Source organism: Streptococcus parasanguinis, from assembly GCF_001073155.1.
Classification (GTDB): Bacteria; Bacillota; Bacilli; order Lactobacillales; family Streptococcaceae; genus Streptococcus; species Streptococcus parasanguinis_D.
The window spans coordinates 1-23,960 of sequence record NZ_JVEE01000048.1; the positions used below are offsets into that span (position 1 = coordinate 1).

Here is a 23,960-nt window from a genome sequence, read left to right on the forward strand (position 1 = left end):
ACTATCCCTAAAGGGATCTTCATATTCTTTTACACTCAACTTATCTAAAGCAATATCTTTTCGCTCTTGTTCCTGAATGTATTTCTTTATTGTGGCTTCATTGAGGCCAACTGTACTTACATAATATCCCTCTGCCCAAAAATGTCGATTTCCAAACTTATATTTCAGATTTGCGTGTTTATCGAACATCATTAGAGCACTTTTACCTTTTAAATATCCCATGAAGCTTGCAACACTAATTCTAGGTGGAATGCTTACCAACATATGAACATGATCTGGCATTAAATGGCCTTCGATAATCTCAACACCTTTATAACTACATAATCTATGGAATATTTCTCCCAAACTACTTCGATATTGATTATAGATCACTTTTCGTCTATACTTAGGGGTGAACACAATGTGATATTTACACATCCATTTTGTGTGTGATAAACTATGTGATTTTTGAGCCATATTTTTCTCCTTTCGCTTTACAATTGGCTTGAACACCTTAATTGTATCGCGTTTGGAGTTTTTTTGGTATAACCTTCGATGCGCACCCGCATAGCGGGTGGTTTTTTTGTCTCGCACCTAACGGAGCGAGACGGACTGAAAGTCACATAAGAAGAAAAAGACAAGTCTTGTGACTTGTCTTTTTGTTGTATCCTAAATAGGATTTGTGTTCATCGAAGAAAATTTGGGAATTGGTCTCATGACCGATCTGACTCTCTTTCCAGAATATCCAAATCTTGTCAAAATTCCGCTGGTTGAAGAGGAAAAAACAGTCTTCTATATTAGCTATGCCTATCCAAATGAAGGGGAACCCAAAGCACTTCTTAGCTCCTTTATTGAACGGTTAGAGAAGTGTGAAAAATAAGGAAGCTGGTGTCAAACAGACAAATAGAGAGCAACTTGAATAAAATGAGGCTTGTAGAGAAAGGAAATTCATGATTTCGCTTTGTCTGCCAGCCTTTTTTGGTGTTTTTTGGTATAATTAAACTTGATCATATTCTGCAGAAAGGAGTTCCTATGTCCAACTATTTATCCGTATCAAGTTTGACCAAATATTTGAAATTAAAATTTGATAAGGATCCCTATTTGGAAAGGGTTTATCTGACAGGGCAGGTCTCCAATTTCCGAAAACGCCCCAACCACCAGTATTTTTCATTAAAGGATGAAAAAGCGGTTATTCAGGCGACGGTCTGGGCTGGGGTTTATCGAAGCTTTGGTTTTGAGCTAGAAGAAGGCATGAAGATCAACGTCATCGGTCGCATTCAGCTCTATGAGCCAAGTGGGAGTTATTCCATTGTCATTGAAAAGGCTGAGCCAGATGGGGTAGGGGCCTTGGCCATCCAATTTGAGCAACTCAAGAAAAAGTTGACCGAAGAAGGGCTCTTTCAGGATCGGTGGAAGCAAGCTCTGCCACAATTTCCAAGAAAGATCGGGGTCATCACCAGTCAAAGCGGGGCCGTGATTCGCGATATTATCACAACGGTGAGCCGACGCTTCCCTGGTGTTGAGATTGTGCTCTACCCGACCAAGGTTCAGGGTGAAGGCGCATCTAGTGAGGTGGTTGCTAATATTCAAAGAGCTAACCAACGGGATGATTTGGATGTCTTGATTATTGGTCGTGGGGGTGGTTCGATTGAAGATCTCTGGGCCTTTAATGAAGAAGCAGTGGTGCGAGCCATTTTTGAATCGCGGATTCCGATTATCTCCAGTGTTGGACATGAGACAGACACGACTCTAGCCGATTTTGTAGCAGACCGACGAGCTGCTACTCCAACAGCCGCTGCTGAATTAGCTACTCCAGTGACCAAATTGGATCTCTTGTCCCATTTACAAAAGCAGGAAAATCGCATGGCAACAGCCATGTCCAATCGCTTGGCCTATAATCGTGAACGTTTGGCCAAATTAAGTCAATCGGTTATTTTTAGACAGCCTGAAAGACTCTATGATGGCTACCTACAAAAGATTGACCAGTTGCAATTGCGTTTGAAACAAGGAATGCGTGATGCTTATGGACAAGGGGCCAATCAACTGCAAGGTCTGCGTCATCGCCTAGAAGCCATGTCTCCTTTGCATCGCATCGAGCGCTACCAAGACCGCCTGCTCCAAGATAAGAGAATCTTAACCAACCGAATGGAACAAGTCCTAAAAGAGCAAAAGATCAAGGTACAAGGCTTATCAGAAGCCCTCTTGATGCTCGATACCAGTAGGATTATTGCGCGTGGCTATGCCATGGTTAAGCAAGACGATCAGGTTCTAGACTCGGTTGCGAAAGTAAAAGAAGGGGACCCGCTGTCACTCATCATGAGAGATGGCCAGTTAGAAGTAGAGGTAAAACATGTCGAAAGAAAAGAAATTTGAAGAAAACTTAGCAGATTTGGAAGCCATTGTCCAAAAATTGGAAAATGGTGATGTGGCTTTAGAAGAAGCTATTACAGAATTCCAAAAAGGAATGAAGTTGTCAAAAGAATTGCAAGATACCTTGGATCAAGCAGAGAAAACCTTGGTCAAGGTCATGCAAGCAGATGGTACTGAAGCGGATCTAGCATGAGACAAGAAGAAAAACGAAATAGAGTAGAGCAAGCAGTTCGCTCTTTTTATGAGGCGAAAGCCGTCGCCCCCCATTTAGTGGAGTCGGTCCTGTATTCGATCCAGGCAGGCGGAAAACGCCTGCGCCCATTGCTCCTTCTAGAATTATTAGAGGCCTTTGGACAGGAATTGACGGAGGCTCACTTTCAAGTGGCAGGAGCTTTAGAGATGATCCATACAGGAAGCCTTATTCACGATGATCTGCCTGCCATGGACAATGATGATTACCGTCGGGGGCAATTGACCAATCATAAGAAATTCGGAGAAGACCTGGCGATTTTAGCAGGGGATGCGCTTTTTCTCGATCCCTTTGGGATGATTGCTGCGAGTGCCCTTTCAGATGCGGTCAAGGTCTCTTTGATCCTTGAATTGTCAGATGCTTCCGGTAGTCGTGGAATGGTAGCTGGCCAAGTCCTTGATATGGAAGGGGAACACAAACAGCTCACGCTAGCAGAGTTGCAAACCATCCATGCCAATAAGACAGGACGCCTCCTTGCCTATCCTTTTATCGCAGCAGGTTTGATTTTAGAGTTGCAAGCAGACTTTGCTCAGCTCTTAGAAAAAATTGGGAAAAAATTAGGCCTGGCTTTTCAAGTACGGGATGATATTTTGGATCTGGTCGCTGATTTTGAAGCTTTGGGGAAGACCCCTCAAAAGGACTTAGTGGCTGAAAAATCGACCTATCCAGCCCTGTTGGGATTGGAAGAATCAAAAGCTTTGCTGACAAGTGAATTAGACGCTTGCGAGGACTTGTTGGATCAGATTACAGCTGCTTGTGACTTTGATCCGCGAGCGATCAAGAAATTAATAGAAGGATTACGAATAGATGGCTAAGGAAAGAGTGGATGTATTAGCCTATAAACAAGGCCTATTTGATACCCGCGAACAAGCCAAAAGAGGGGTGATGGCAGGTCTTGTCGTTGCCGTTATCAATGGTGAGCGCTTCGATAAACCGGGTGAAAAAATTGATGAAGCAACCGAGTTGAAATTAAAAGGCGAAAAGCTCAAATATGTCAGCCGGGGCGGTCTTAAATTAGAAAAAGCCCTGAACCAATTCGGTTTATCTGTAGAGGATAAAATTGCGATTGATATTGGAGCTTCTACAGGTGGCTTTACAGATGTCATGCTGCAAAACGGAGCCAGCCAGGTCTTTTCGGTGGATGTCGGGACCAATCAGTTGGCCTGGAAATTGCGCAATGATCCTCGGGTGGTCTCGATGGAACAGTTCAATTTCCGCTATGCCGAGCCAGATGATTTTGAAGCGACACCGAGCTTTGCGAGTATCGATGTCAGCTTTATTTCCTTGGACTTGATTCTGCCAGCCCTTCACCGGATTTTGGCAGATAATGGACAAGTCGTGGCCTTGGTGAAACCTCAGTTTGAGGCAGGACGCGAACAGATCGGGAAAAATGGGATCATTAAGGATCCTAAGATTCATTTAGCCGTTCTGGAAAAGGTCGTTGCTTTTGCAGGAACACATGGCTTTTCCGTGATGGGAGTGGATTATTCCCCTATCCAAGGAGGCCATGGCAACATCGAATTTTTGATGTATCTAGAAAAAAAAGAAGAGAAAACAAAGCCAACTACAGAGCAGCTGGAGGCTGTTGTGGACCTGGCACACAAGGAATTTAAACATGAAGAGTAAGAATATCAGATTAGAAAAAATTCGTCGTTTCATTCGCGATCATGAAGTGGGGACGCAAGAAGAGATCGTCGAACATTTGAAAGAAGAAGGCATCTCAGCAACCCAAGCGACGGTGTCACGGGATATCAAAGAATTGGGCATTGTAAAACGCCCTCTAAAAGACATGACCTATGTCTATGAATTGCCACGTAAGCACCACCAAGGGATTGGGATGATTGAAAGCAATATCTTGTCTCATCGTCGCATGGGAGAATATGTCAATTTCACCATGGTTCCAGGGACAGCGCCTTTAGTCAAACGTCGCTTGCGGGAGATTTATAAGGAGCATATCTTTAGTATTGTTGCAGATGATGATACGATCTTGCTGATCGCCTATTCAGCTCCAGAAGCAGAGAATATCCTCAAATCAATCTTTGGGTGGTAAGAGCCTATGCTATTAGAAATTTCGATTAAGAACTTTGCCATTATCGAAGAGATTTCCTTAAATTTTGAAAAGGGAATGACGGTACTGACAGGGGAAACAGGTGCAGGGAAATCCATCATTATCGATGCCATGAACATGATGCTGGGAAGCCGTGCAACGACGGATGTCATTCGACACGGAGCCCCAAAAGCGGAAATCGAAGGGCTCTTCACCGTTGAGAGCAATCGCCACTTGACGGCTCTTTTTGAAGAGCAAGGACTAGAGTGGACCGATGAATTGATTATTCGCCGAGAGATCCTGCAAAATGGACGAAGTGTCAGCCGGATCAATGGTCAGATGGTGAATTTGTCTGTCTTAAAGGCAGTCGGTCAACATTTGGTGGATATCCATGGCCAGCATGATCAGGAAGAACTCATGCGGCCCCAATTGCATATCGCTATGCTGGATGAATTTGGGGATGCAGCCTTTTTCCAAACCAAAGACGCTTATCGTCAGACCTTCGAAGACTACAAATGCCTGCGCAAACAAGTGGTGGAACTCCAGCGCAACCAGCAGGAAAACAAGGCCCGTATTGAGATGTTGGAGTTTCAAATTGCAGAGATTGAGGCAGCTGCCTTGGAAGTGGATGAGGACCTGCGTCTGGAGCAAGAACGCCAACGCCTGCTCAATCACAAGATGATTGCAGATACCCTAACCAATGCCTATACTATGCTGGATGCAGAAGAATTTTCGAGCCTCTCCAATGTTCGATCAGCCATGAATGATCTGGAGAGCATCGAAGAATATGATCCCAGCTACAAAGAGCTCTCAAGCCAGTTATCAGAAACCTTCTATGCCCTTGAGGATATTACCAAGCGCTTAGAAGATGTGGTTGATGGTCTGGAGTTTGATGGCAATCGCCTCATGCAGGTGGAATCGCGTTTGGATTTGATCCACTCCATCACGCGCAAGTATGGTGGCCAAGTCAAGGACGTCTTGGAATACCTGGCGCAAATCACCAAAGAATATAGCCTCCTCACCGGAAGTGACCTCTCGTCTGAGGACTTGGAAAAAGAACTCAAACGTTTGGAAAAGAGTTTGGTCACCTTGGCTCAAGATTTGAGTGATCAGCGGCATACTTTGGCCCAAGCCTTGGAAAATGAAATCCAGCAAGAATTGGCAGATCTCTACATGGACAAGGCGCGTTTTCAAGTGCGTTTTAGCAAGGCTAAGTTTAATCGTGAGGGAAATGAAGCTGTCGAATTTTACATTTCGACCAACCCAGGTGAGGACTTTAAACCCCTTGTCAAGGTAGCATCTGGTGGAGAATTGTCACGCTTGATGTTGGCCATTAAGTCTGCTTTTTCTCGAAAAGAAGGAAAAACCAGTATCGTCTTTGACGAGGTGGATACAGGGGTCTCTGGGCGCGTGGCCCAAGCCATCGCAGCGAAAATTCATAAGATTGGTCAAAATGGCCAAGTGCTTGCCATTTCTCACCTGCCTCAAGTCATCGCTGCAGCAGATTATCAATTCTATATTGAGAAAATCAGTGATGAACACTCAACTGTATCTACTGTGCGTTTGCTCAATAGAGAAGAACGAATCGAAGAAATTGCCAAGATGCTGGCAGGAGAGGATCTAACGGAAGCTGCCCGTCAACAAGCAGAGCAACTTCTCAAGCGTTAAGAGAAAGAAGGTTTGAAACAATGTCAACATACTTTGTAGTCGGAGATATTCACGGAAAAGCACAAATGCTAGAAGAGCTCATGACAGAGTGGGATGGAAAAGCTCAATTGGTCTTTTTAGGGGATCTGATAGATCGAGGCGAAAACAGCAAACGATCAATTGAAATCGTAAAGGACTACGTAGACCATCACGGAGCTGTTTGCCTTTCCGGGAATCACGAGTACATGTTTTTAGCCTGGTTGGACAATCCAGAAGAGCGTTATGACCACTACCGAAGAAATGGTGGCGATACGACCATCAACTCTCTGTTAGGCCGGCCACTCGATGCTCCTGTAGATGGCATTGCGGATGCGCAAGCAGTAGAAAATGCCGTTCCTGACTTGGTGGCTTTCATCCGTAGTTTGCCTTTTGACTACGAGACTGAGACCTATTATTTTGTCCACGCTGGTGTGGATCTAACCCTTGAAAATTGGCGAGAAACCAGTGATTACCAAAAGGTCTGGATCCGAAAACCATTCCATGAATCGGAGAATCATACAGGTAAATGGATCGTCTTTGGCCATACACCAGTCTATGGACTGCTCAATGAGCCAGTCGGCACCGAAAATCTTTGGATTTCAGATCAGAAGATGGGTGTCGATGGGGGCGCTGTCTTTGGTGGAGTCCTCCATGGATTGCTCTTGGATGATCAAGGCATTGTCCATGACCATGTCCTTCATAATACAGGTTTTTCTGCCGCAGACGACTGAGGAAGCAGGAATGGATATCTTTCACTGCAAAACCCCGTGTTTTTTGATATAATGAAAGCAGAACATTCTTAGGAAGAGTATAGAAATATATGGCAAATATTAAAATAGTTACAGACTCATCTATTACAATTGAGCCTGAAGTGGTTGAAGAATATGGCATTACCATTGTGCCACTTTCTGTTATGGTGGATGGAGTCCTTTATTCCGACAGTGAGTTGGGCGAAGGGGACTTCTTGCGCTTAATGCAGTCTAGCAAAAATCTTCCAAAGACCAGCCAACCACCCGTTGGAGTCTTTGCGGAGGTGTATGAAAAGTTAGCAGCAGACGGAGCTCATATCGTTTCGATTCATATGTCTCATGCCCTGTCAGGAACCGTAGAGGCGGCTCGTCAAGGGGCAACCTTGTCAGGGGCAGAAGTAACTGTGATTGATAGTGGCTTTACAGACCAAGCTATGAAGTTCCAAGTGGTTGAGGCAGCTAAGTTGGCTAAAGAAGGAGCAGATCTAGACACCGTTTTAGCTCGTATCGAAGAAGTCAAAGAAAAGACAGAGTTGTATATCGGCGTATCTACCTTGGAAAATCTAGTTAAAGGTGGTCGGATTGGCCGTGTTACCGGACTTTTGAGCTCGCTTCTTAACATCCGTGTGGTGATGCAAATGAAGGACCATCAGTTGGAACCAATCGTCAAGGGCCGTGGAAACAAGACCTTTAAGAAATGGTTGGATGAATTGGTAGAGAAACTTTCCCATAGTAAGGTGGCTGAGATCGGGATTTCTTACGCAGGGACACCAGAGTGGGCCAATGAAATGAAGGCTCAGTTGCAATCTCTCGTTGAAAAAGCAATCCCAGTTCTCGAAACTGGATCGATTATTCAAACCCATACAGGTGAGAATGCATTTGCAGTTTTGGTACGCTACGAATAAGCTGAATAAATGTTTGAAAAAACAGGTTTAGTACTTGACCTAAAGGCTTTTTTTAGATATTATAGTACTGTTAAGGCGTAAAGCCTAAAAAAATTTGGAGGATTTGTTAAATGGCTAACAAACAAGATTTGATCGCAAAAGTGGCAGAAGCTACAGAATTGACTAAAAAAGATTCAGCAGCAGCTGTTGATGCTGTATTCGCAGCAGTTTCAGAATACCTTTCAAAAGGTGAAAAAGTTCAATTGATCGGTTTCGGTAACTTCGAAGTTCGTGAACGTGCAGCTCGTAAAGGTCGCAACCCACAAACTGGTAAAGAAATCAAAATCGCAGCTTCTAAAGTTCCAGCATTCAAAGCTGGTAAAGCTCTTAAAGAAGCAGTTAAATAATTGCATTTTGAAAAGCCATCCTAGATTTCTAGGATGTTTTTTTTGTTGGACAGCTCTATAGGATAAGGGTATAATAGGAAAAAAGAAGGAGAGAGAAAAGACCATGCGATTCATTTTAGGCCTCTTTGCCTTGTTGTTTATCCGACCTATTTTGTATCTACTGAAAGGGCTGTGGTTTGTACTGGAATTTTGCTTTATGATCCTCGTGGTCAAAATGATCCTAGGAACCGTGCGCTGGATGACCAGTTGGATCGGTTGAGAGTAGATGAATCTATTTCAGGCTCGTGAATCAATGTCCCCTGGACATAAGCTCGCTTTTCCATTTTTAGGCTCGTGAAAAAAATGTCCCCCGGACATTTTTTTTAATTAAAAGCATTCTAAATAGTGATTTATTTTGAAACATGATATAATAAGGGTAACGAATCGGTTAAATCATATTGGAAAGGGGGAATCATAGTGAACGCATTGCATCGTCATGAAGAAGAGCGCGTGGAAGAAGTCTTGCAAAATTTGCGTGCTAAGGGCATTCGGATTACCGATACCCGCAGAGCAGTTCTTTCCTATTTAGTGGCGAGTCATGAACATCCAAGCGCTGAGAAGATCTATCGTGATTTATTGCCTCAGTTTCCAAGCATGAGTCTAGCAACTGTCTACAACAATATCAAGGTTTTAATTGATGAGGGGGTTGTCTCTGAGATCAAGGTTCGCAATGATACCACGACCTATTTTGATTTCATGGGGCATGACCATTTGAATGTGGTATGTGAAAAATGTGGTCGTATCGCAGATGTGGACATTGAAGTCCCAGATCTTCGCGAAGAAGCAGCCAGTCAAAGTGGCTACCAGATCACCAAGACCCAGATGACCGTCTATGGCATTTGCCCCGACTGTCAGAAAAATTAGTGTGAGAGAAAGCAGAGCCGTCAGGCTCTTTTTTGATGCAATGAAAGCCTGCCTATATTTTATACCGGGAGAAAAATAGGGAAAATCATGATATAATATACTTTTACGATCAAACAAAAGGAGAACGAGATGAAGAAGCTGGAGAATTTTTCTTGGAAGATGTGGCAGGTCTATGCCTTAGCGGCAGTGACCATTTTTATGATTGGTGCTATATGGTCTTTCTTTTTCTTGAAAACGGCCCCTCATATAGTTGGATAGAGTAACAATGTTTGTGAGATAAGGACTTATAGAAAGATTTAAAAAATGAAGATAAAGAGTGAAAAACTAAAAAGTTTACTGGTCATTGTTGGTTTTTTTATCCTTTTAACTATTTGTTTTTATAAAAATTTAGAATCAAATATCAAGGAAATCTACAAGAATAATCATTATTCAGGAGAGGTTCGGATCACGGGCCTTTCGATTACAAGTGAATCAAAACTAGTGATTAATGCTAATTATACCTATTCTGAAACGATTAATGGGAAAGTCATCTCTATTCCATTGAAGAAACAAATGATGTTGGAACAAGTCATTTTGCCATATTATCCACCTGTAGCTAAAGAAGTACGTTTTGGATTGCTTGGTGATTCAATAGGAATGTATAGTGAGCCTCCTAGCACGTATGTACCCATTCTTGAAAAAGCCCTAGAATTGAATCCTGAGAGAAAAAAGTTGGAGCAGGAATTAAAGAAAAAAATAGATCAAAATTCTATCTTAAAAGGATCGAAGGTTGAATTAAAACTTGGTATTTCAAGTAAAATAAAGTATATTGGCGGGATACATTGGCTTAAAGATTACGAGAAACAATCGGCGAAGAAGGGACGGACTGTTCTTGGAGGATGGTATGGTTTTCCGGTAAAAGAAGCTTTAGATAATGATGTCCTATATGTTCAAGTGACATTACCTAAAGGTGTGAAGAGGGATCATATCCGATTTAAGGATGAATTAGAAGCGATTGTACAAACATCGAGTTTGCCAAATGGTCTCTATGTCTTAGGAACTGTGACAGATTCGAATTTCGATGAGGTTGAGATTGAAGACAGAGTGGTTAAGGAAAGGAATTAAAGATGTCAGAAACAAAACAAGAAAGTAATCTTAGTTTAGTCTGGGAGCTTGCGTTGTATATTGTTCTAGTTCTATCAATTGTTGGATTTCCATTTTTGAATGGTCTTTATTATTCGTATTCAGATGATTCACAGGTTTTTCTATTTCGAAAAAGCAACTCAGTATTTTGGGGGCAAGAATTTAAAGGTGTGGTGAATTCTTACTTTATTATTTCTCTCATACTATTAATTGTTTTACCTGTTATAGCCTATATTATTCATGATTCTTTTGAAAAAAAGGGGTATCCATTTTTGGCTAGCCTGCAATCTTTTTTGATTCACCTATCTTGTAGTGTTATTCTAATATATGCTGCATTTTCATTAACAATTCAAAAAGTTTATTATAATTTGGGGTTTGGTGTTTATCTTTGTCTGCTAATTTATATGGTTCATATGTATAGTGATTTAAAAGATTTAAGAAAAATGATTGAACAACGAAATTCCTTGACTGAAGAGAATCAAGCAACAGAGTAGCCTGTCTAAGTGAAAGAAGAAACATTCCTCATTTTCAAACCAGAGCCGTCAGGCTCTTTTTTGTGAGAAATTGCACTTTTCTATGGTCGCCACTAGATTTTTTACTGAAAATCTAGTAGAATAGAATAGATAAACGGGGGAAACCTCGGAGAATAAAAAGGAGATCCATCTAATGGTAAAATTGGTTTTTGCTCGCCACGGTGAGTCTGAATGGAACAAAGCTAACCTTTTCACTGGTTGGGCTGATGTTGATTTGTCTGAAAAAGGTACACAACAAGCGATCGACGCTGGTAAATTGATCAAAGAAGCTGGTATCGAATTTGACCAAGCTTATACTTCAGTATTGAAACGTGCGATCAAAACGACTAACTTAGCTCTTGAAGCTTCTGACCAATTGTGGGTTCCAGTTGAAAAATCATGGCGCTTGAACGAACGTCACTACGGTGGTTTGACTGGTAAAAACAAAGCAGAAGCTGCTGAACAATTTGGTGATGAACAAGTTCACATCTGGCGTCGTTCTTACGATGTATTGCCTCCTGCAATGGACCGTGATGATGAACACTCAGCACACACTGACCGTCGTTACGCTTCACTTGACGATTCAGTGATCCCAGATGCTGAAAACTTGAAAGTTACTTTGGAACGTGCCCTTCCATTCTGGGAAGATAAAATCGCTCCAGCTCTTAAAGACGGTAAAAACGTATTCGTAGGAGCACATGGTAACTCAATCCGTGCTCTTGTAAAACACATCAAACAATTGTCAGACGACGAAATCATGGATGTGGAAATCCCTAACTTCCCACCATTGGTATTCGAATTTGACGAAAAATTGAACGTTGTAAAAGAATACTATCTTGGAAAGTAAGATAGCGTGATTCGTTATCAATCATAGAAAGCTGACTTCGGTCAGCTTTTTTGCTTGTCTTCCTTAGATCCTAGCTGGTTTTGGGTTTTCAGGGTCTCCTAAAAATGTTATAATAGAGTGTTACTAAATTGGGTTCCATTAGCCCTGAAAGGAAAAGAAAATGACAAAATCATTCTACATCACAACCCCTATCTATTACCCATCTGGTAAATTGCATATTGGTTCAGCTTATACAACGATTGCCTGTGACGTTTTGGCGCGTTACAAACGCATGATGAACTACGATGTTTTCTACCTGACTGGTCTCGATGAGCACGGTCAAAAGATCCAGCAAAAAGCAGAAGAAGCTGGGATTACACCGCAAGCTTACGTAGATGGGATGGCCGTTGGAGTGAAAGAACTCTGGCAATTACTCGATATCTCATATGATAAATTCATCCGTACAACAGACGACTACCATGAAAAAGTGGTGGCCCAAGTCTTTGAACGTTTGCTGGCTCAAGACGACATCTACCTTGGTGAATACTCTGGTTGGTATTCAGTCTCTGATGAAGAGTTCTTTACAGAAAGCCAATTGGCTGAGGTCTACCGTGATGAGAATGGCAAGGTCATCGGTGGGGTAGCCCCATCAGGCCACGAAGTAGAATGGGTTTCTGAAGAGTCCTATTTCCTCCGCCTCAGCAAATACCAAGACCGCTTGGTTGAGTTTTTCAAATCCCAACCTGATTTCATCACGCCAGATGGCCGTCTCAATGAAATGTTGAAAAACTTCATCGAGCCCGGTTTGGAAGATTTGGCGGTATCTCGTACTACCTTTACCTGGGGAGTCCCAGTTCCATCCAATCCTCGACACGTTGTCTACGTTTGGTTTGATGCTCTGCTTAACTATGTGACGGCTCTTGGTTATGGCCAAGAAGATCATGAAAACTTTGACAAATTCTGGAACGGAACGGTCTTCCACATGGTCGGAAAAGACATCCTTCGTTTCCACTCCATCTACTGGCCAATCCTTCTCATGATGTTGGATATCAAATTGCCAGAACGTTTGATTGGCCATGGTTGGTTTGTCATGAAAGACGGCAAGATGTCTAAGTCTAAAGGGAATGTCATCTACCCAGAAATGTTGGTGGAACGCTTCGGCTTGGATCCACTTCGTTACTACCTCATGCGTAGCCTTCCAGTTGGTTCTGATGGGACTTTCACCCCAGAAGACTACGTGGCTCGCATCAACTATGAATTGGCTAATGACCTTGGAAACCTCCTCAACCGGACGGTAGCCATGATCAACAAATACTTTGGTGGTCAAGTTCCGGCTTATGTCGAAAATGTCACAGCATTTGATGCAGATTTGGCCAAGGTGGTTGAAGAAAACATCGCTGAATACCACAAGCAAATGAACGCGGTTGATTACCCACGCGCTTTGGAAGCCGTATGGAACATCATCTCTCGTACCAACAAGTACATCGATGAGACTGCTCCTTGGGTCCTCGCTAAAGAAGATGGTGACAAGGAACAATTGGCAGCGGTCATGGCTCACTTAGCAGCTAGCCTTCGTGTTGTGGCTCACTTGATCCAACCATTCATGATGAACACCTCAAATGCCATCATGGAACAACTAGGATTGGGCTTGGACTTCGATCTTGAAAACTTGACCCTAGCAGGCTTCCCTGAAAATGTCACAGTGGTTGCCAAAGGAACTCCAATCTTCCCACGTCTCGACATGGAAGAAGAAATTGCCTACATCCAATCTCAAATGACTGCTGGAAAACCACAAGAAAAAGAATGGATTCCAGAAGAAGTGGAACTCAAGTCTGAAAAAGACGAGATTAAATTTGAAGACTTTGACAAGGTTGAAATCCGTGTAGCAGAGGTCAAAGAAGTGGAACGCGTCGAAGGCTCAGACAAATTGCTTCGCTTCCGCCTAGATGCAGGAGATGGCGAAGACCGTCAAATCCTTTCTGGTATCGCGAAATTCTATCCAAATGAACAAGAATTGGTCGGCAAGAAACTCCAAATCGTAGCCAACCTTAAACCACGTAAGATGATGAAGAAATATGTCAGCCAAGGCATGATTCTTTCCGCAGAATACGGAGATCAATTAACAGTCTTAACGGTTGATCCATCTGTTCCAAATGGAAGCATTATTGGGTAGAAAATATTATTCATCCTATATGCAGGTACATTTTTTGAATTCTATCATTTGTAATGAGAAATAGTAAATGTTTGAAAGGAAATTATTTTTGAAAAGACGATATATTCGTGGATTCGATGGCCTCAGATCTTTAGGAGTCATATTTGTTATTCTTTACCACATGTTTCCTCAACAGGTAAAAGGCGGCTATCTAGGAGTTGTTCTATTTTTTGTAGTTTCAGGTTATTTAATAACAGATTTATTGTTACAAGAGTATAAGGATAATAAACAGATTGATGTAATTGGTTTTTATAGGAGACGTATAAAAAGACTATATCCGGCTATGATATTCGTTATTCTTGTCACGGGCCTTTATACTTTCTTGTTTCAGTCCAATTTTTTAAACCACTTACGAATGGTATTTGTTTCTAGTGTTTTAATGTTTAATAACTGGTGGCAGATTGATAAGGGGGCATCTTATTTTACAAGATTAATGGCAGAAGCTCCATTTAGCCATTTTTATAGCTTGGCAATTGAAGCTCAGTTCTATTTAGTCTGGCCAGTTGTCTGTCTGTTTTTAATTCGCAAAGTAAAAGATAGATGGAAAATATTTAGAGCTCTAGTCCTATTTGCAATCATTTCAGCCTTAGAGATGGCAGTTTTGTACCATTCCAATCAGGATCCGTCAAGAATTTATTATGGAACAGATACACGCTTATTTAGTATTTTACTGGGGGCTGCCCTTGCATTTATTTGGCCGAGTGATAAAGTTATAGGACTACGGCCCAATGAAAAAGGAAGACGCTTCATTTCTAAATTCTTTATTGGACTCTTTTCAATTATTTTAGTATTTCTGTTTTTATTACCCGATCGTTCATGGATTACCTATCGAGGAGGTATGTTATTTTTTAGTTTCTGCTCAATATTACTTGTTGCCTTAGTCGTTTCTCCAAATTTTGGTATTGAAAAATTATTTTCTAATAGATTATTTGATTATATTGGAAAACGTTCATATGGTATATATTTGTGGCAAATGCCAGTGTTGGTTTTAATGGAAACTCGATTAGGACATGGGATATTTTACTATTTCTTTTCTTTAGTACTGATCATTGGATTGTCTGAACTTTCTTTTAGATTTGTTGAAGTACCTTTACGTCGTGTAAATTATTGTAAGCTATTTTGTAAAATAAAAAATGTCATCTCAAAAAATGGCTTTTCAAAAGATAAAGTTCGAATCTATGCTATGGCTTCTTTAGTAGCCATTTCAATGGCTATCGTATTTCTTTCACCGAATTCAGATAAGGCCCAAAACAAGATCGTGCAAGATATTAAGTCAAATCAAAAAGTGATTGAAGCTGCAAAAAACAAGAAAATTAAAACTACGAAGCTAATAAAAAATAAAGTTAGTAATGAAGATCTTGCTCCATATGAAGAATTAGCTAAAAAGTATGATGTGACAACTTATCAACTCTACCAAGCTAGTCAAACCCCTATCCTAGCTATTGGAGACTCAATTTTTACTAAGACTTATAATAATCTCTCAGAAGTATTTCCGAATATGGTTATGGATGCTACATTTGGAATTGCACCTGAAGATACTATCTCTCATATTCAGTCTCTTGTTGAACAACATCCAGATGTTAAAACTGTCATTCTATCGATTGGAACAAATCAAGGAGGACAAGGTGTTCTAAACGAGTCACAAGTATCGCAGATAATGAAAATTCTTGATGGGAAGAAAGTTTACTGGACAACGATCAATCTTCCAAGTTCGACTTACTGGTGGACGAATCAAGTGAATAAATTACTTGAAGATTCAGCAAAAAAATATAAAAACTTGACACTAGTACCATGGTATCAGCTATCGGCTCCCCACGATACAGAATGGTTTGAAGCTGATGGTTTCCATCCCAATGAGGTGGGTGCTATTCAGTATAGTAAGTTGTGGGTTGATAATCTGTTTAAGAATAAGACTCAGTAAAAATGAGAAAAGTTCATTTAAGAACATTCAATAGATTGCTTGGTTTTTTTGAGTATCTTTTTAATACTGGACAACCTTTCTTTAACATTATAAAAATGCATAGTGATATGGTCTTTAAATACCATATCACTATGCGTTTTTTTATAGAAAGAATTAGTTAGTTTTACTTAAAATAATATTTTAAGTATATTTTCTTATTCCTATTCATCTGGCCGGTATTCCAAGATGTCTCCTGGCTGGCAGTCGAGTTCTTTGCAGATGGCTTCAAGGGTGGTGAAGCGGATGGCTTTGGCCTTGCCGGTTTTGAGGATGGAGAGGTTGGCTGTGGTGATGCCGATTTTGTCGGCTAGCTCGTTGGATTTCATCTTCCGCTTGGCCAGCATGACATCTAGATTGACGATAATCATGGTACCCTCCTTAAATGGTTAGCTCATTTTCTTCAGCAATCTCAATCCCTCTCTCTAAAATCTTTCCAGAGACCCAGACGATTGGAACGGCAAGGAGAAGCCCTGTGTTAAAGGTAAATTGGAAAGTGAAGGGAAGGAGATAAGCATTTCCACTGGTTTCAAGTGTGCCAGACATAAAGGACAAGACCAAGAGAATCTTCCAAGCTCGGTTGCAAAGATCAATGTTGGAGTGAGAAAAGATCTTTTCTTGGTAGAGATTTTGGAGGAAGCTGCGAATGGTGATGAGAAGGTAAATATAGATAGCGCTTGAGGCTAGTGGGAAGAGCAACTGCCAGAGAGGTTGCGGATGTTTGGGGAAGAGTTGGATGCCATTCGCATCAAAGGACAAGCGACCTGATTGAATGAGATCTTTGAAAAGCCCCATGCGGGAAAGCAGGTGGACGACCAGTGCAGCCAGGGTCATAAAGCCACAGAAGTAAATGAAAGCCGTCAAGACTTCAATGACATTTTTTAAGGTTTTTGAGTTTTTCATCGCAAGCCTCCTTGAAGTTTATTTATTTTTCACTTATAGTATACTCCTTATAAAAAAATAGTCAATAAAAAAGTATCGAAAAACGATAAAAAAATAATGATAAACAAAATATTATTTTTGATAAACAGGTATTTTCTACTAAAACTAGTCAGTTCAAACCTGGGAAACCACTACATAGAGGGGAATTTTACTATACTTTCGATTTAGGGTATACTAGTGTAAAGATCTTATTCCATGGAGGTAGTAAAATGAATCTTAAGTGGAAGAAAAAATACCTGGGGCCGATTTTGGGGCTTGTCGGAGCAGTTGTTCTGATCGGTGGAGTCTATCTCTACTCTAGCTCCAACATCCAACCAGACCATAAAAAGGAATTTAACCAGACCAGTAAGAAGGTCACCAAGCCAAAGGAAAAAGCTATTGACCTGAGTGGTGACTATGTCTCTAATGAACGGGATGAAGCCAAAATCGAGAAAAAAGGCAAGGCCTGGAAGATCGATTACCAAACGGCTGACGGCAAGGTATCCGCTGAATTTAGTACAGATTGGAAGGTCGAAGGGTCTAACAAAGTTTCGACAGGCAAGATGAAAAAGTCCGATGGCAATACTGACTTTACAGTCACTGTTCGTGTCTTCAAATACAAGACAGACAAGAAGCCTTTGATCACGGTCACCATGTCTGATAAAAATCCTGACCACGAGATGGTCTTTGCCAATCGGGAGGATTTTTTCAAATCGACAGATCCCAATGATGTCGTCCTTGATGGCAATCTCTCACCGTTTGAGGGTGCTTATTCCAATGAGGCCTATGAAAAGGAAATCGCAGATTCCGGTTTTAAACTTTATGGCTATACTCCAGAAGAATATTACCAAAACAAGACCAATGCCTTTCCAAGTATTGTAAATGGGGAGACTGGCTGGACTTTCTGGAGTGGAGGCACTCGGGCAAGTTACTTGTTCAATAAAGAAAAAGATCCCAAGAAGCGAAAAGGCTATTATGAAGTTTATTTCACAGGGGCAAATGCGACTGCGATCCAAGGGCAAGAGCAAACCTTGTACTTGATCCCAGCGGGTGTGACAGGTCCTGACGGAGTAGCTTCCCAAGAACGTCGGATTCTCTTTGGGGATGCGGCCTACCGTGATTACCATCTAGAGTGGTGGAAAGCTTACCCACAACCGAAAAAAGAGAAAGACTTGGATATTGCGGCCATTAACGGAGGCGACTTCTCAAGCTTAGCTGGAACCTGGCGCAATGGCAAGGGTGCTGAAATCGTCATCCAAGCAGACGGAAAAGTCAAGGGCCAAGGCAGCCTCAAGGCTGTTGCGGACTCGGATAAGAAGAGCAAGATCCCTTATGTTGAGATGAAGATGGGTGAGACTGGTGCTGCGATTGGACTTCTGAAAATCGGTTTCCAAAATCCAGATGGAGACCAGTCTGATACCAGCAAGCCACGTCTAGTGGTCACTCAATCTGCAGGCAACTACCCGGCTGATCAATATTTCTACCGTCAATAAAAAAGGAGATTAATCCATGGGCCATCATATCAACTATAAGTGGGCTAGTCTTGGAACTGGCGTTATTGCCAATGAATTGGCGCAAGCCCTTGAAGCGCTTGGTGGGAAACTCTATTCCGTTGCCAATCGTACCTATGACAAGGGGGTAGCCTTCGCTGAGAAATACGGGATCGAAAAGGTGTATCATGAAATTGACCAAGTCTTTGAGGATCCTGAAGTGGATATCATCTATATCTCAACCCCTCACAATACTCATATCCAGTGTCTCCGCAAGGCCCTCGCAGCTGGCAAACACGTGCTCTGCGAAAAGTCCATCACTCTCAACAGTGAGGAATTGGCAGAAGCGATAAAGCTTGCTGAAGAAAACCATGTCAAACTGGCAGAAGCCATGACCATTTTCCATATGCCTATTTATCGGAAACTCTCTGAAATTGTGGCAAGTGGCAAGCTAGGCCCTCTCAAGGTCATCCAGATGAACTTCGGCTCCTATAAAGAATACGATATGACCAATCGCTTTTTCAATCGCAATCTGGCAGGTGGTGCTCTACTGGACATCGGTGTCTATGCCCTATCTTTCGTCCGTTGGTTTATGACCTCACAGCCGACAGAGATGGTTTCACAGGTCAAGCTGGCACCGACTGGTGTTGATGAACAAGCAGGGATCCTTCTTACGAATCGTGAAGGGGAAATGGCGACGGTGACGCTGAGTCTTCACGCCAAACAACCGAAACGTGGGACAATCGCTTATGACAAGGGCTATATCGAACTCTACGAATACCCGCGTGGCCAAAAAGCGGTCATCACCTATACGGAAGATGGTTCACAAGAAGTGATCGAAGCAGGAGAAACTGCCAAAGCCCTCCAGTATGAAGTCCTTGATATGGAAGCAGCAGTCGCAGGAAGGGAAAATCATCTCTACCTAAACTACAGCCGCGATGTCATGGACCTCATGACTCAACTCCGCAAAGACTGGGGCTTGGTTTACCCAGAAGAAGAATAAAGTTCGGAAAGAGGCTGGGACAAAAGTCCTAGCCTCTCAATTATTTTTGGATTGTCGATCAAGACGCAGTGGTTGAGTGGGCTCTACTACGCTGATTTCATCAGCTTTTACAGCCCTACTCAACTGTGCGGAGGTGGGACGACGAAATCGAATTCTAACGAATTACCGATTTCTGTCCCACTCTCTTTTTTACTGCAAGTAAGGCTCGTGGAGTCTAGGCAACTGTTAGTCTCTAGCATTAAAAGGAAAAAAATGTAAAAAAAGCTTGACAAAGCAAATGATTCGCAGTATTATTAACTAGTTAATTAACTGATTAATAAACTAGTTAATAAAAATGAAAAAGAGGTGAAGGATGAATAGGAGAAGAATGAAGGTTCTGGGACTCTTGTTTCTCGGTTTCTTTCTGCTGACAGCTTGTGGAAGTCAAGGAAATGCGGGCAAGCCCCCTTCTAAAAAAGGTCTTAAAATTGTCACGAGTTTTTATCCCATCTATGCCCTGGTCAAGGAAATCTCTGGCGATCAAAATGACATCTGGATGGTTCAGTCAGGTGCAGGGATCCATGATTATGAACCCTCTACCAAAGAAGTGGCCCAGATCTATGATGCGGATGTTTTTGTCTATCATTCTCAGACCCTGGAATCTTGGGCCGGTCGCTTAGATCCCAATCTTCAAGGTTCCAAGTTGCGAGTGATCGAAGGTAGCCAAGGAATGACCCTTGATAAGGTGGCTGGATTAGAGGATGTCGAGGCTGGTCAGGGAAAAGAAGCCAAGCACTTGTATGATCCGCATACTTGGTTGGATCCTGTAAAAATCGCAGAGGAAGGAAAGATCATCGCCCAGCGCTTGGGAGAGATTGATCCAAAGAACAAGGAGCGCTATCAGACCAATGCTCAAAAGCTTGAAAAGCGCTGTGAGGAACTGGTAGCCCGCTACCAGCCTCTCTTTGACAAGGCCAAGCAAAAGACTTTTGTGACCCAGCATACGGCCTTTTCTTACCTGGCTAAACGCTTTGGTCTCAAGCAGTTAGGGATTGCAGGGATTTCCCCAGAGCAAGAACCGACCGCTCGGCAATTGGCCGAGATCCAGCAGTTTGTCAAAGACTACAAGGTGAAAACGATCTTTGTGGAAAAGCACACGTCGTCAAAAGTGGCAGATAGTATCGCCAAGGCAACAGGGGCGCGTGTCAAGGTCTTGGATCCACTGGAAGCCGATCCACAAAACGATAAGGATCTATTAGAAAATTTAGAAGAAACTATGGCGACTTTAGCCAAGGAATTAGAGGAGTAAATCAAGAATGAAGAAAAAGGGAACGATTGGAATTGTAGCGACCTTGGGGTTAGGACTCTGTGCCTATGCGCTCAGTCAGCAACCACAAGTCAAGGAAGAGAAAAAGAATCAGATTCAGTATTTGCAAGCGGACAAGAAATCGTCAGCGACTTCCTCCAGCAAAAAGGAAGACAGCATCGAAGCGGTCAATGCCAAGGAAAAGACCCAGGCAGAGCAGATTGTCATCAAGATTACAGATGAAGGCTTTGTCACTTCTCATGGGGATCATTTTCATTACTACAGCGGCAAGGTTCCATTTGATGCCATCTTTAGTGAAGAGTTGATTTTGCGGGATCCAACTTACCAGCTGCAAGAAGCGGATATCGTGAGCAAGGTCAAGGATGGCTATATTATCAAACGCGCTGGGAAATACTATCTCTACTTAAAGGATGCCCAACATACAGTCAATGTGCGCTCGATCGAAGAGATTGCCCAACAGCAAAAGGGAGGCACCAAAGAAGAAGGGGAAACGGGATCGGTGCAAGCGAGCTCCTCGCACAAGGCAGGCAAGACCCGTGACTTCCGTCAACCGAGTCAAGCGCTGAAAGAAGGTAAGACCCTTGAGATGCTGACGGCTAAGAACCATACAGGAGGTGGCTACCGTACGGACGATGGTTATGTCTTTAGCCCTGGAGATGTCATTTCAGATACAGGGGATGGCTTTATTGTGCCCCATGGTGGCCATTTCCATTATATTCCAAAGAGTGCTTTATCTGCTGGAGAGTTAGCAGCAGCCCTCTCCGTCTTAGGTGGTCAAGCCGGTCATCAGGCTGGGAACTCACACCTAGCTGGAGCAAGCACAGAGCAAGCTACTCCAGATCAAGCCTCTCCAAGCCTTGGGAAGCAAGCGAGCAACCAGCCGTCATCCAGTCCAACCAATACACAGACGACCCCAACGATTTCTAAACCGGCTGCATCTAAACCGAGTCTAACCCTGACCAACTTGATCGAAGAATTGCAGAAAGCCCCGTTGTCTTCTCGTCATGTGGAGTCTGATGGTTCTGTCTTTGATCCAAGCAAGATTACCAAGTGGACCGATCAAGGGATTGTCTACCCTCATGGGGATCATTTCCACTTTATCCCATACAGCTCCTTATCGCCTTTAGAGCGTGAGTTGGCGCGGCAATTCCAATTGCTTCGTGCTCAAGGATCTAGTAGTCCAACAGAAGTAAGTCCAGGCTTGCCTTCAAATCCGAGCACAAAACCAGTTGATCCTGATCATGACCACGACCATGAGAAGGAAGATCCTCATCACAAGCATGACTATGAGGACCATGAAGCCGATCATGACCATCATCATGAAGGCGAACATGATCATGGTTTCCATGCTGACCATGTCATCAGCAAGGATGACGAGGGATATATGGTCGCTCACGGAGACCATGCCCATTACTTCTACAAGAAGGATCTCTCACCTCAAGAGATTGCAGCAGCAGAGGCAACTCTAGCTGGTAAGAAAGAAGAGGACAAGGGTCAGCCCCTGACAGATGATGTTGCGACCTATTCTCGTGATGCCTCAGATGAGGAAAAGATCCAGTACATCAGCAAGACCTACGGTGTCCCTCGCGAGGCCATCAAGATTTCCAATGGTTTCTTTGTCTTTAACAATCCAGACCAAGAATACGATCCGACCCACATCCATCCTTATGCCGTTCGGAAGGAACATGTCCGCATCCCACTTGAAACTGGCAATCCTGAACTAGACTTTATCAATGAACTCTATGCAACAGCGCTTCGTTCAGGGATTTCTCCATATAGCCTCCAGATTGAAAATGGTCAGTTTGTCATCCCGCATGGCGATCACAACCACTACATCAAGGTACGCTCAGCAGGACTAGCAGACTACTTAGCCCACCGTCTTCCAACCATCCAATCGCCATATAAAAAAGGAGACTTGGACAAGAAAGTCGTAGAGGACAGGGTCAACCAGCTCTTAGCAGAAAGCCGCAGCCTCTATGCTTCTGATCCATTGCAACAAAGACGGATTGAGCTCATCTTGGGCCACTTCTTGGAAAATGTCAAGAGTTTCCCAAGTAACTCAACAGAGGGCTATCTGGCAAGTCTCAAACAGGTTGATGCGCAGTACATTCATGCGACTCAAGCGGTCAAGCCAAAAGAAGAGACAGCCTTGGACCGTCGTTACCAAGAATTGCTGGAACAAGTGCGCTTGCTAGACACAGAAGCCTTCCAATTGAAGAAGGAAGAGTTGGTCTCTCAACTGCAGGAAGCCTATGCTGCCAAGGACAGTAAGCGTCTAGAGCAGGAAGGGAAGCTATTAGAAGCTGTTCAGGAGATGCAAGATCGGACGGGTGTGACATCGGTCGATTACCTCAAGTATTTCTACCAAAGCTTGAGCGATGCGCGCTTGACACCAGAACTCCGCACTAAGGCAGCAGATCTAGCCTTGAAGCTCTACCGAGCTCAAGCCTTTGAAGAAGCTTGGGATTCCAAGTCTCACTTTATGGAGCTCTACCAAACTAAGCAAGCTATTGACCAGCTCTTCTCCCAAGATAAAGGCCAAACCTATCCTATTGAAAAAACAGTTTTGGATCAAAAAGGAAGTCAAACCCCATCCTACAACGTAGCGGTCTATGATTTCCTCAAAGGCTTGTATGGAGAGTTGGATAAGGCAACAGAAGCCCGTCAACAGAACAAGATTTTGACAGCCCTCTTAGAGCAAATCCAGTCGCTCTTGCCACAAGTCGAAGACCAAGGTAAACGAACGGCTTTTGAAACAGGCTTGGCTCAACTTGGAAAAGAATCTGATCCAGACAAGGCTATTTCAAGTGGGGAAGCACTTCTACGCGAAATCAGTGATACCATTGAAAAGCAAAAACAAAAGAAAACCGAAGAACCTCAAATTGGGGATGTCGCGCTTTATCAACAGCTCTATAACCAATTGATGGCCTTGCACCAACAATTGCAGGACAAGGGAGCTAGTGATGCGGTATTTGATCGCTTAGAAGCTCTCTTTGACCAATTGGCTAATCCAAAGAGTGATAAAGCAGCTTTACTACAGGCCATCCAAGCCTTCCAGGCAGAGTTGGCAGCAACGCCATCTGCAAGCGAAGCGAGCAAACCAGCTACCACGGTTGAAACGCCTGTCGCTACAGAAACTCCGGTGGAAAAAGAAGCAGCAGCTTTAGAAGGAAGCAAGCCTGCCACAACTGAGACAGAAACAGAGCCTGCAAGCGCACCTGTAACAGAAGCAAGCACGCCAGATACTCCGTCTCCTCAGAACCAATAGAAAATAGAAAAGAGAGTGGGACAGAAATCGGTAATTCGTTAGAATTCGATTTCGTCGTCCCACCTCCG

Annotated in this window: 24 protein-coding genes; 21 read left to right on the plus strand and 3 right to left on the minus strand. The window is 42.9% G+C overall.

The features are described 5' to 3' along the window. The coding region (gene tnpA / locus ADH92_RS08995; RefSeq protein ID WP_049498158.1) for an IS200/IS605 family transposase at positions 1-456 on the minus strand (456 nt) is incomplete at its 3' end. A 205-nt stretch (positions 457-661) separates the two neighbouring features. Between tnpA and ADH92_RS09000 the strand changes: the two genes are divergently transcribed. From ADH92_RS09000 to ADH92_RS09075, 17 genes are all read left to right on the plus strand, one after another. After that, positions 662-859, plus strand: coding sequence for a type 2 periplasmic-binding domain-containing protein (locus ADH92_RS09000; protein WP_049498159.1), 198 nt, complete (start codon positions 662-664; stop codon positions 857-859). Between the two features lie 152 nt (positions 860-1,011). Further along, entirely contained in the window at positions 1,012-2,352 is a 1,341-nt protein-coding gene (gene xseA / locus ADH92_RS09005) for an exodeoxyribonuclease VII large subunit (protein ID WP_049498160.1), read from the plus strand. Beyond that, positions 2,330-2,542, plus strand: a complete 213-nt coding sequence (locus ADH92_RS09010; protein ID WP_049498161.1) for an exodeoxyribonuclease VII small subunit — start codon at positions 2,330-2,332, stop codon at positions 2,540-2,542. The genes xseA and ADH92_RS09010 overlap by 23 nt, the downstream gene beginning before the upstream one ends. Then, positions 2,539-3,414 (plus strand): polyprenyl synthetase family protein, encoded by an 876-nt coding sequence (locus tag ADH92_RS09015; RefSeq protein WP_049498162.1) that lies wholly within the window; start codon positions 2,539-2,541, stop codon positions 3,412-3,414. The genes ADH92_RS09010 and ADH92_RS09015 overlap by 4 nt, the downstream gene beginning before the upstream one ends. Beyond that, a complete protein-coding gene (locus tag ADH92_RS09020) occupies positions 3,407-4,225 on the plus strand; it encodes a TlyA family RNA methyltransferase (protein WP_049498163.1) in 819 nt (272 codons plus the stop codon). Before ADH92_RS09015 ends, ADH92_RS09020 begins: the two co-directional genes overlap by 8 nt. Beyond that, on the plus strand, positions 4,215-4,649 hold the full coding sequence (locus ADH92_RS09025) for an arginine repressor (protein WP_003006022.1): 435 nt from the start codon (positions 4,215-4,217) through the stop codon (positions 4,647-4,649). The genes ADH92_RS09020 and ADH92_RS09025 overlap by 11 nt, the downstream gene beginning before the upstream one ends. Before the next feature lie 6 nt (positions 4,650-4,655). Then, entirely contained in the window at positions 4,656-6,314 is a 1,659-nt protein-coding gene (recN, locus tag ADH92_RS09030; RefSeq protein ID WP_049498164.1) for a DNA repair protein RecN, read from the plus strand. 20 nt (positions 6,315-6,334) lie between these two features. Further along, entirely contained in the window at positions 6,335-7,063 is a 729-nt protein-coding gene (locus tag ADH92_RS09035; RefSeq protein WP_049498165.1) for a metallophosphoesterase, read from the plus strand. A gap of 89 nt (positions 7,064-7,152) precedes the next feature. Beyond that, the gene (locus ADH92_RS09040; protein ID WP_049472934.1) at positions 7,153-7,986 is read left to right on the plus strand and encodes a DegV family protein; all 834 of its coding nucleotides are present in this window, start codon (positions 7,153-7,155) and stop codon (positions 7,984-7,986) included. A 110-nt stretch (positions 7,987-8,096) separates the two neighbouring features. Then, a complete protein-coding gene (locus ADH92_RS09045; protein ID WP_003006038.1) occupies positions 8,097-8,372 on the plus strand; it encodes an HU family DNA-binding protein in 276 nt (91 codons plus the stop codon). Between the two features lie 456 nt (positions 8,373-8,828). Then, a complete protein-coding gene (locus ADH92_RS09050) occupies positions 8,829-9,275 on the plus strand; it encodes a Fur family transcriptional regulator (protein WP_003006041.1) in 447 nt (148 codons plus the stop codon). A 129-nt stretch (positions 9,276-9,404) separates the two neighbouring features. After that, positions 9,405-9,533 (plus strand): hypothetical protein, encoded by a 129-nt coding sequence (locus ADH92_RS11510; protein WP_003006046.1) that lies wholly within the window; start codon positions 9,405-9,407, stop codon positions 9,531-9,533. A 45-nt stretch (positions 9,534-9,578) separates the two neighbouring features. Next, positions 9,579-10,379 carry a hypothetical protein gene (locus ADH92_RS09055; RefSeq protein WP_049498166.1) on the plus strand — a complete coding sequence of 267 codons (801 nt, stop codon included), beginning with the start codon at positions 9,579-9,581 and terminating at the stop codon, positions 10,377-10,379. A 2-nt stretch (positions 10,380-10,381) separates the two neighbouring features. Next, positions 10,382-10,891, plus strand: coding sequence for a hypothetical protein (locus ADH92_RS09060; RefSeq protein ID WP_049498167.1), 510 nt, complete (start codon positions 10,382-10,384; stop codon positions 10,889-10,891). A 172-nt stretch (positions 10,892-11,063) separates the two neighbouring features. Next, the gene (locus tag ADH92_RS09065; protein ID WP_003012031.1) at positions 11,064-11,756 is read left to right on the plus strand and encodes a phosphoglycerate mutase; all 693 of its coding nucleotides are present in this window, start codon (positions 11,064-11,066) and stop codon (positions 11,754-11,756) included. Positions 11,757-11,916: 160 nt separating this feature from the next. Then, complete coding sequence (gene metG, locus ADH92_RS09070; RefSeq protein ID WP_049498168.1) at positions 11,917-13,908, plus strand: methionine--tRNA ligase; 1,992 nt, start codon at positions 11,917-11,919, stop codon at positions 13,906-13,908. A 67-nt stretch (positions 13,909-13,975) separates the two neighbouring features. Further along, entirely contained in the window at positions 13,976-15,868 is a 1,893-nt protein-coding gene (locus ADH92_RS09075) for an acyltransferase family protein (RefSeq protein ID WP_049498169.1), read from the plus strand. A gap of 200 nt (positions 15,869-16,068) precedes the next feature. Here ADH92_RS09075 and ADH92_RS09080 read toward each other — a convergent pair whose 3' ends face one another. Both ADH92_RS09080 and ADH92_RS09085 read right to left on the minus strand, forming a co-directional pair. After that, positions 16,069-16,275: a helix-turn-helix domain-containing protein gene (locus tag ADH92_RS09080; RefSeq protein ID WP_003006064.1), complete on the minus strand. Its 207-nt coding sequence runs from the start codon at positions 16,273-16,275 to the stop codon at positions 16,069-16,071. Between the two features lie 10 nt (positions 16,276-16,285). Continuing rightward, complete coding sequence (locus ADH92_RS09085) at positions 16,286-16,807, minus strand: DUF2975 domain-containing protein (protein WP_049498170.1); 522 nt, start codon at positions 16,805-16,807, stop codon at positions 16,286-16,288. Positions 16,808-17,055: 248 nt separating this feature from the next. Here ADH92_RS09085 and ADH92_RS09090 point away from each other — a divergent pair, with 248 nt between their 5' ends. The 4 genes from ADH92_RS09090 to ADH92_RS09105 all read left to right on the plus strand — a co-directional run bounded on the left by ADH92_RS09090 (position 17,056) and on the right by ADH92_RS09105 (position 23,892). Further along, a complete protein-coding gene (locus ADH92_RS09090) occupies positions 17,056-18,318 on the plus strand; it encodes a DUF6287 domain-containing protein (protein ID WP_049498171.1) in 1,263 nt (420 codons plus the stop codon). A 16-nt stretch (positions 18,319-18,334) separates the two neighbouring features. Then, positions 18,335-19,318, plus strand: a complete 984-nt coding sequence (locus tag ADH92_RS09095) for a Gfo/Idh/MocA family protein (protein ID WP_049498172.1) — start codon at positions 18,335-18,337, stop codon at positions 19,316-19,318. A 352-nt stretch (positions 19,319-19,670) separates the two neighbouring features. Beyond that, positions 19,671-20,606 (plus strand): metal ABC transporter solute-binding protein, Zn/Mn family, encoded by a 936-nt coding sequence (locus ADH92_RS09100; protein ID WP_152904308.1) that lies wholly within the window; start codon positions 19,671-19,673, stop codon positions 20,604-20,606. Between the two features lie 7 nt (positions 20,607-20,613). Continuing rightward, positions 20,614-23,892 (plus strand): pneumococcal-type histidine triad protein, encoded by a 3,279-nt coding sequence (locus tag ADH92_RS09105; RefSeq protein WP_049498174.1) that lies wholly within the window; start codon positions 20,614-20,616, stop codon positions 23,890-23,892. The last annotated feature ends 68 nt before the right edge of the window (positions 23,893-23,960 follow it).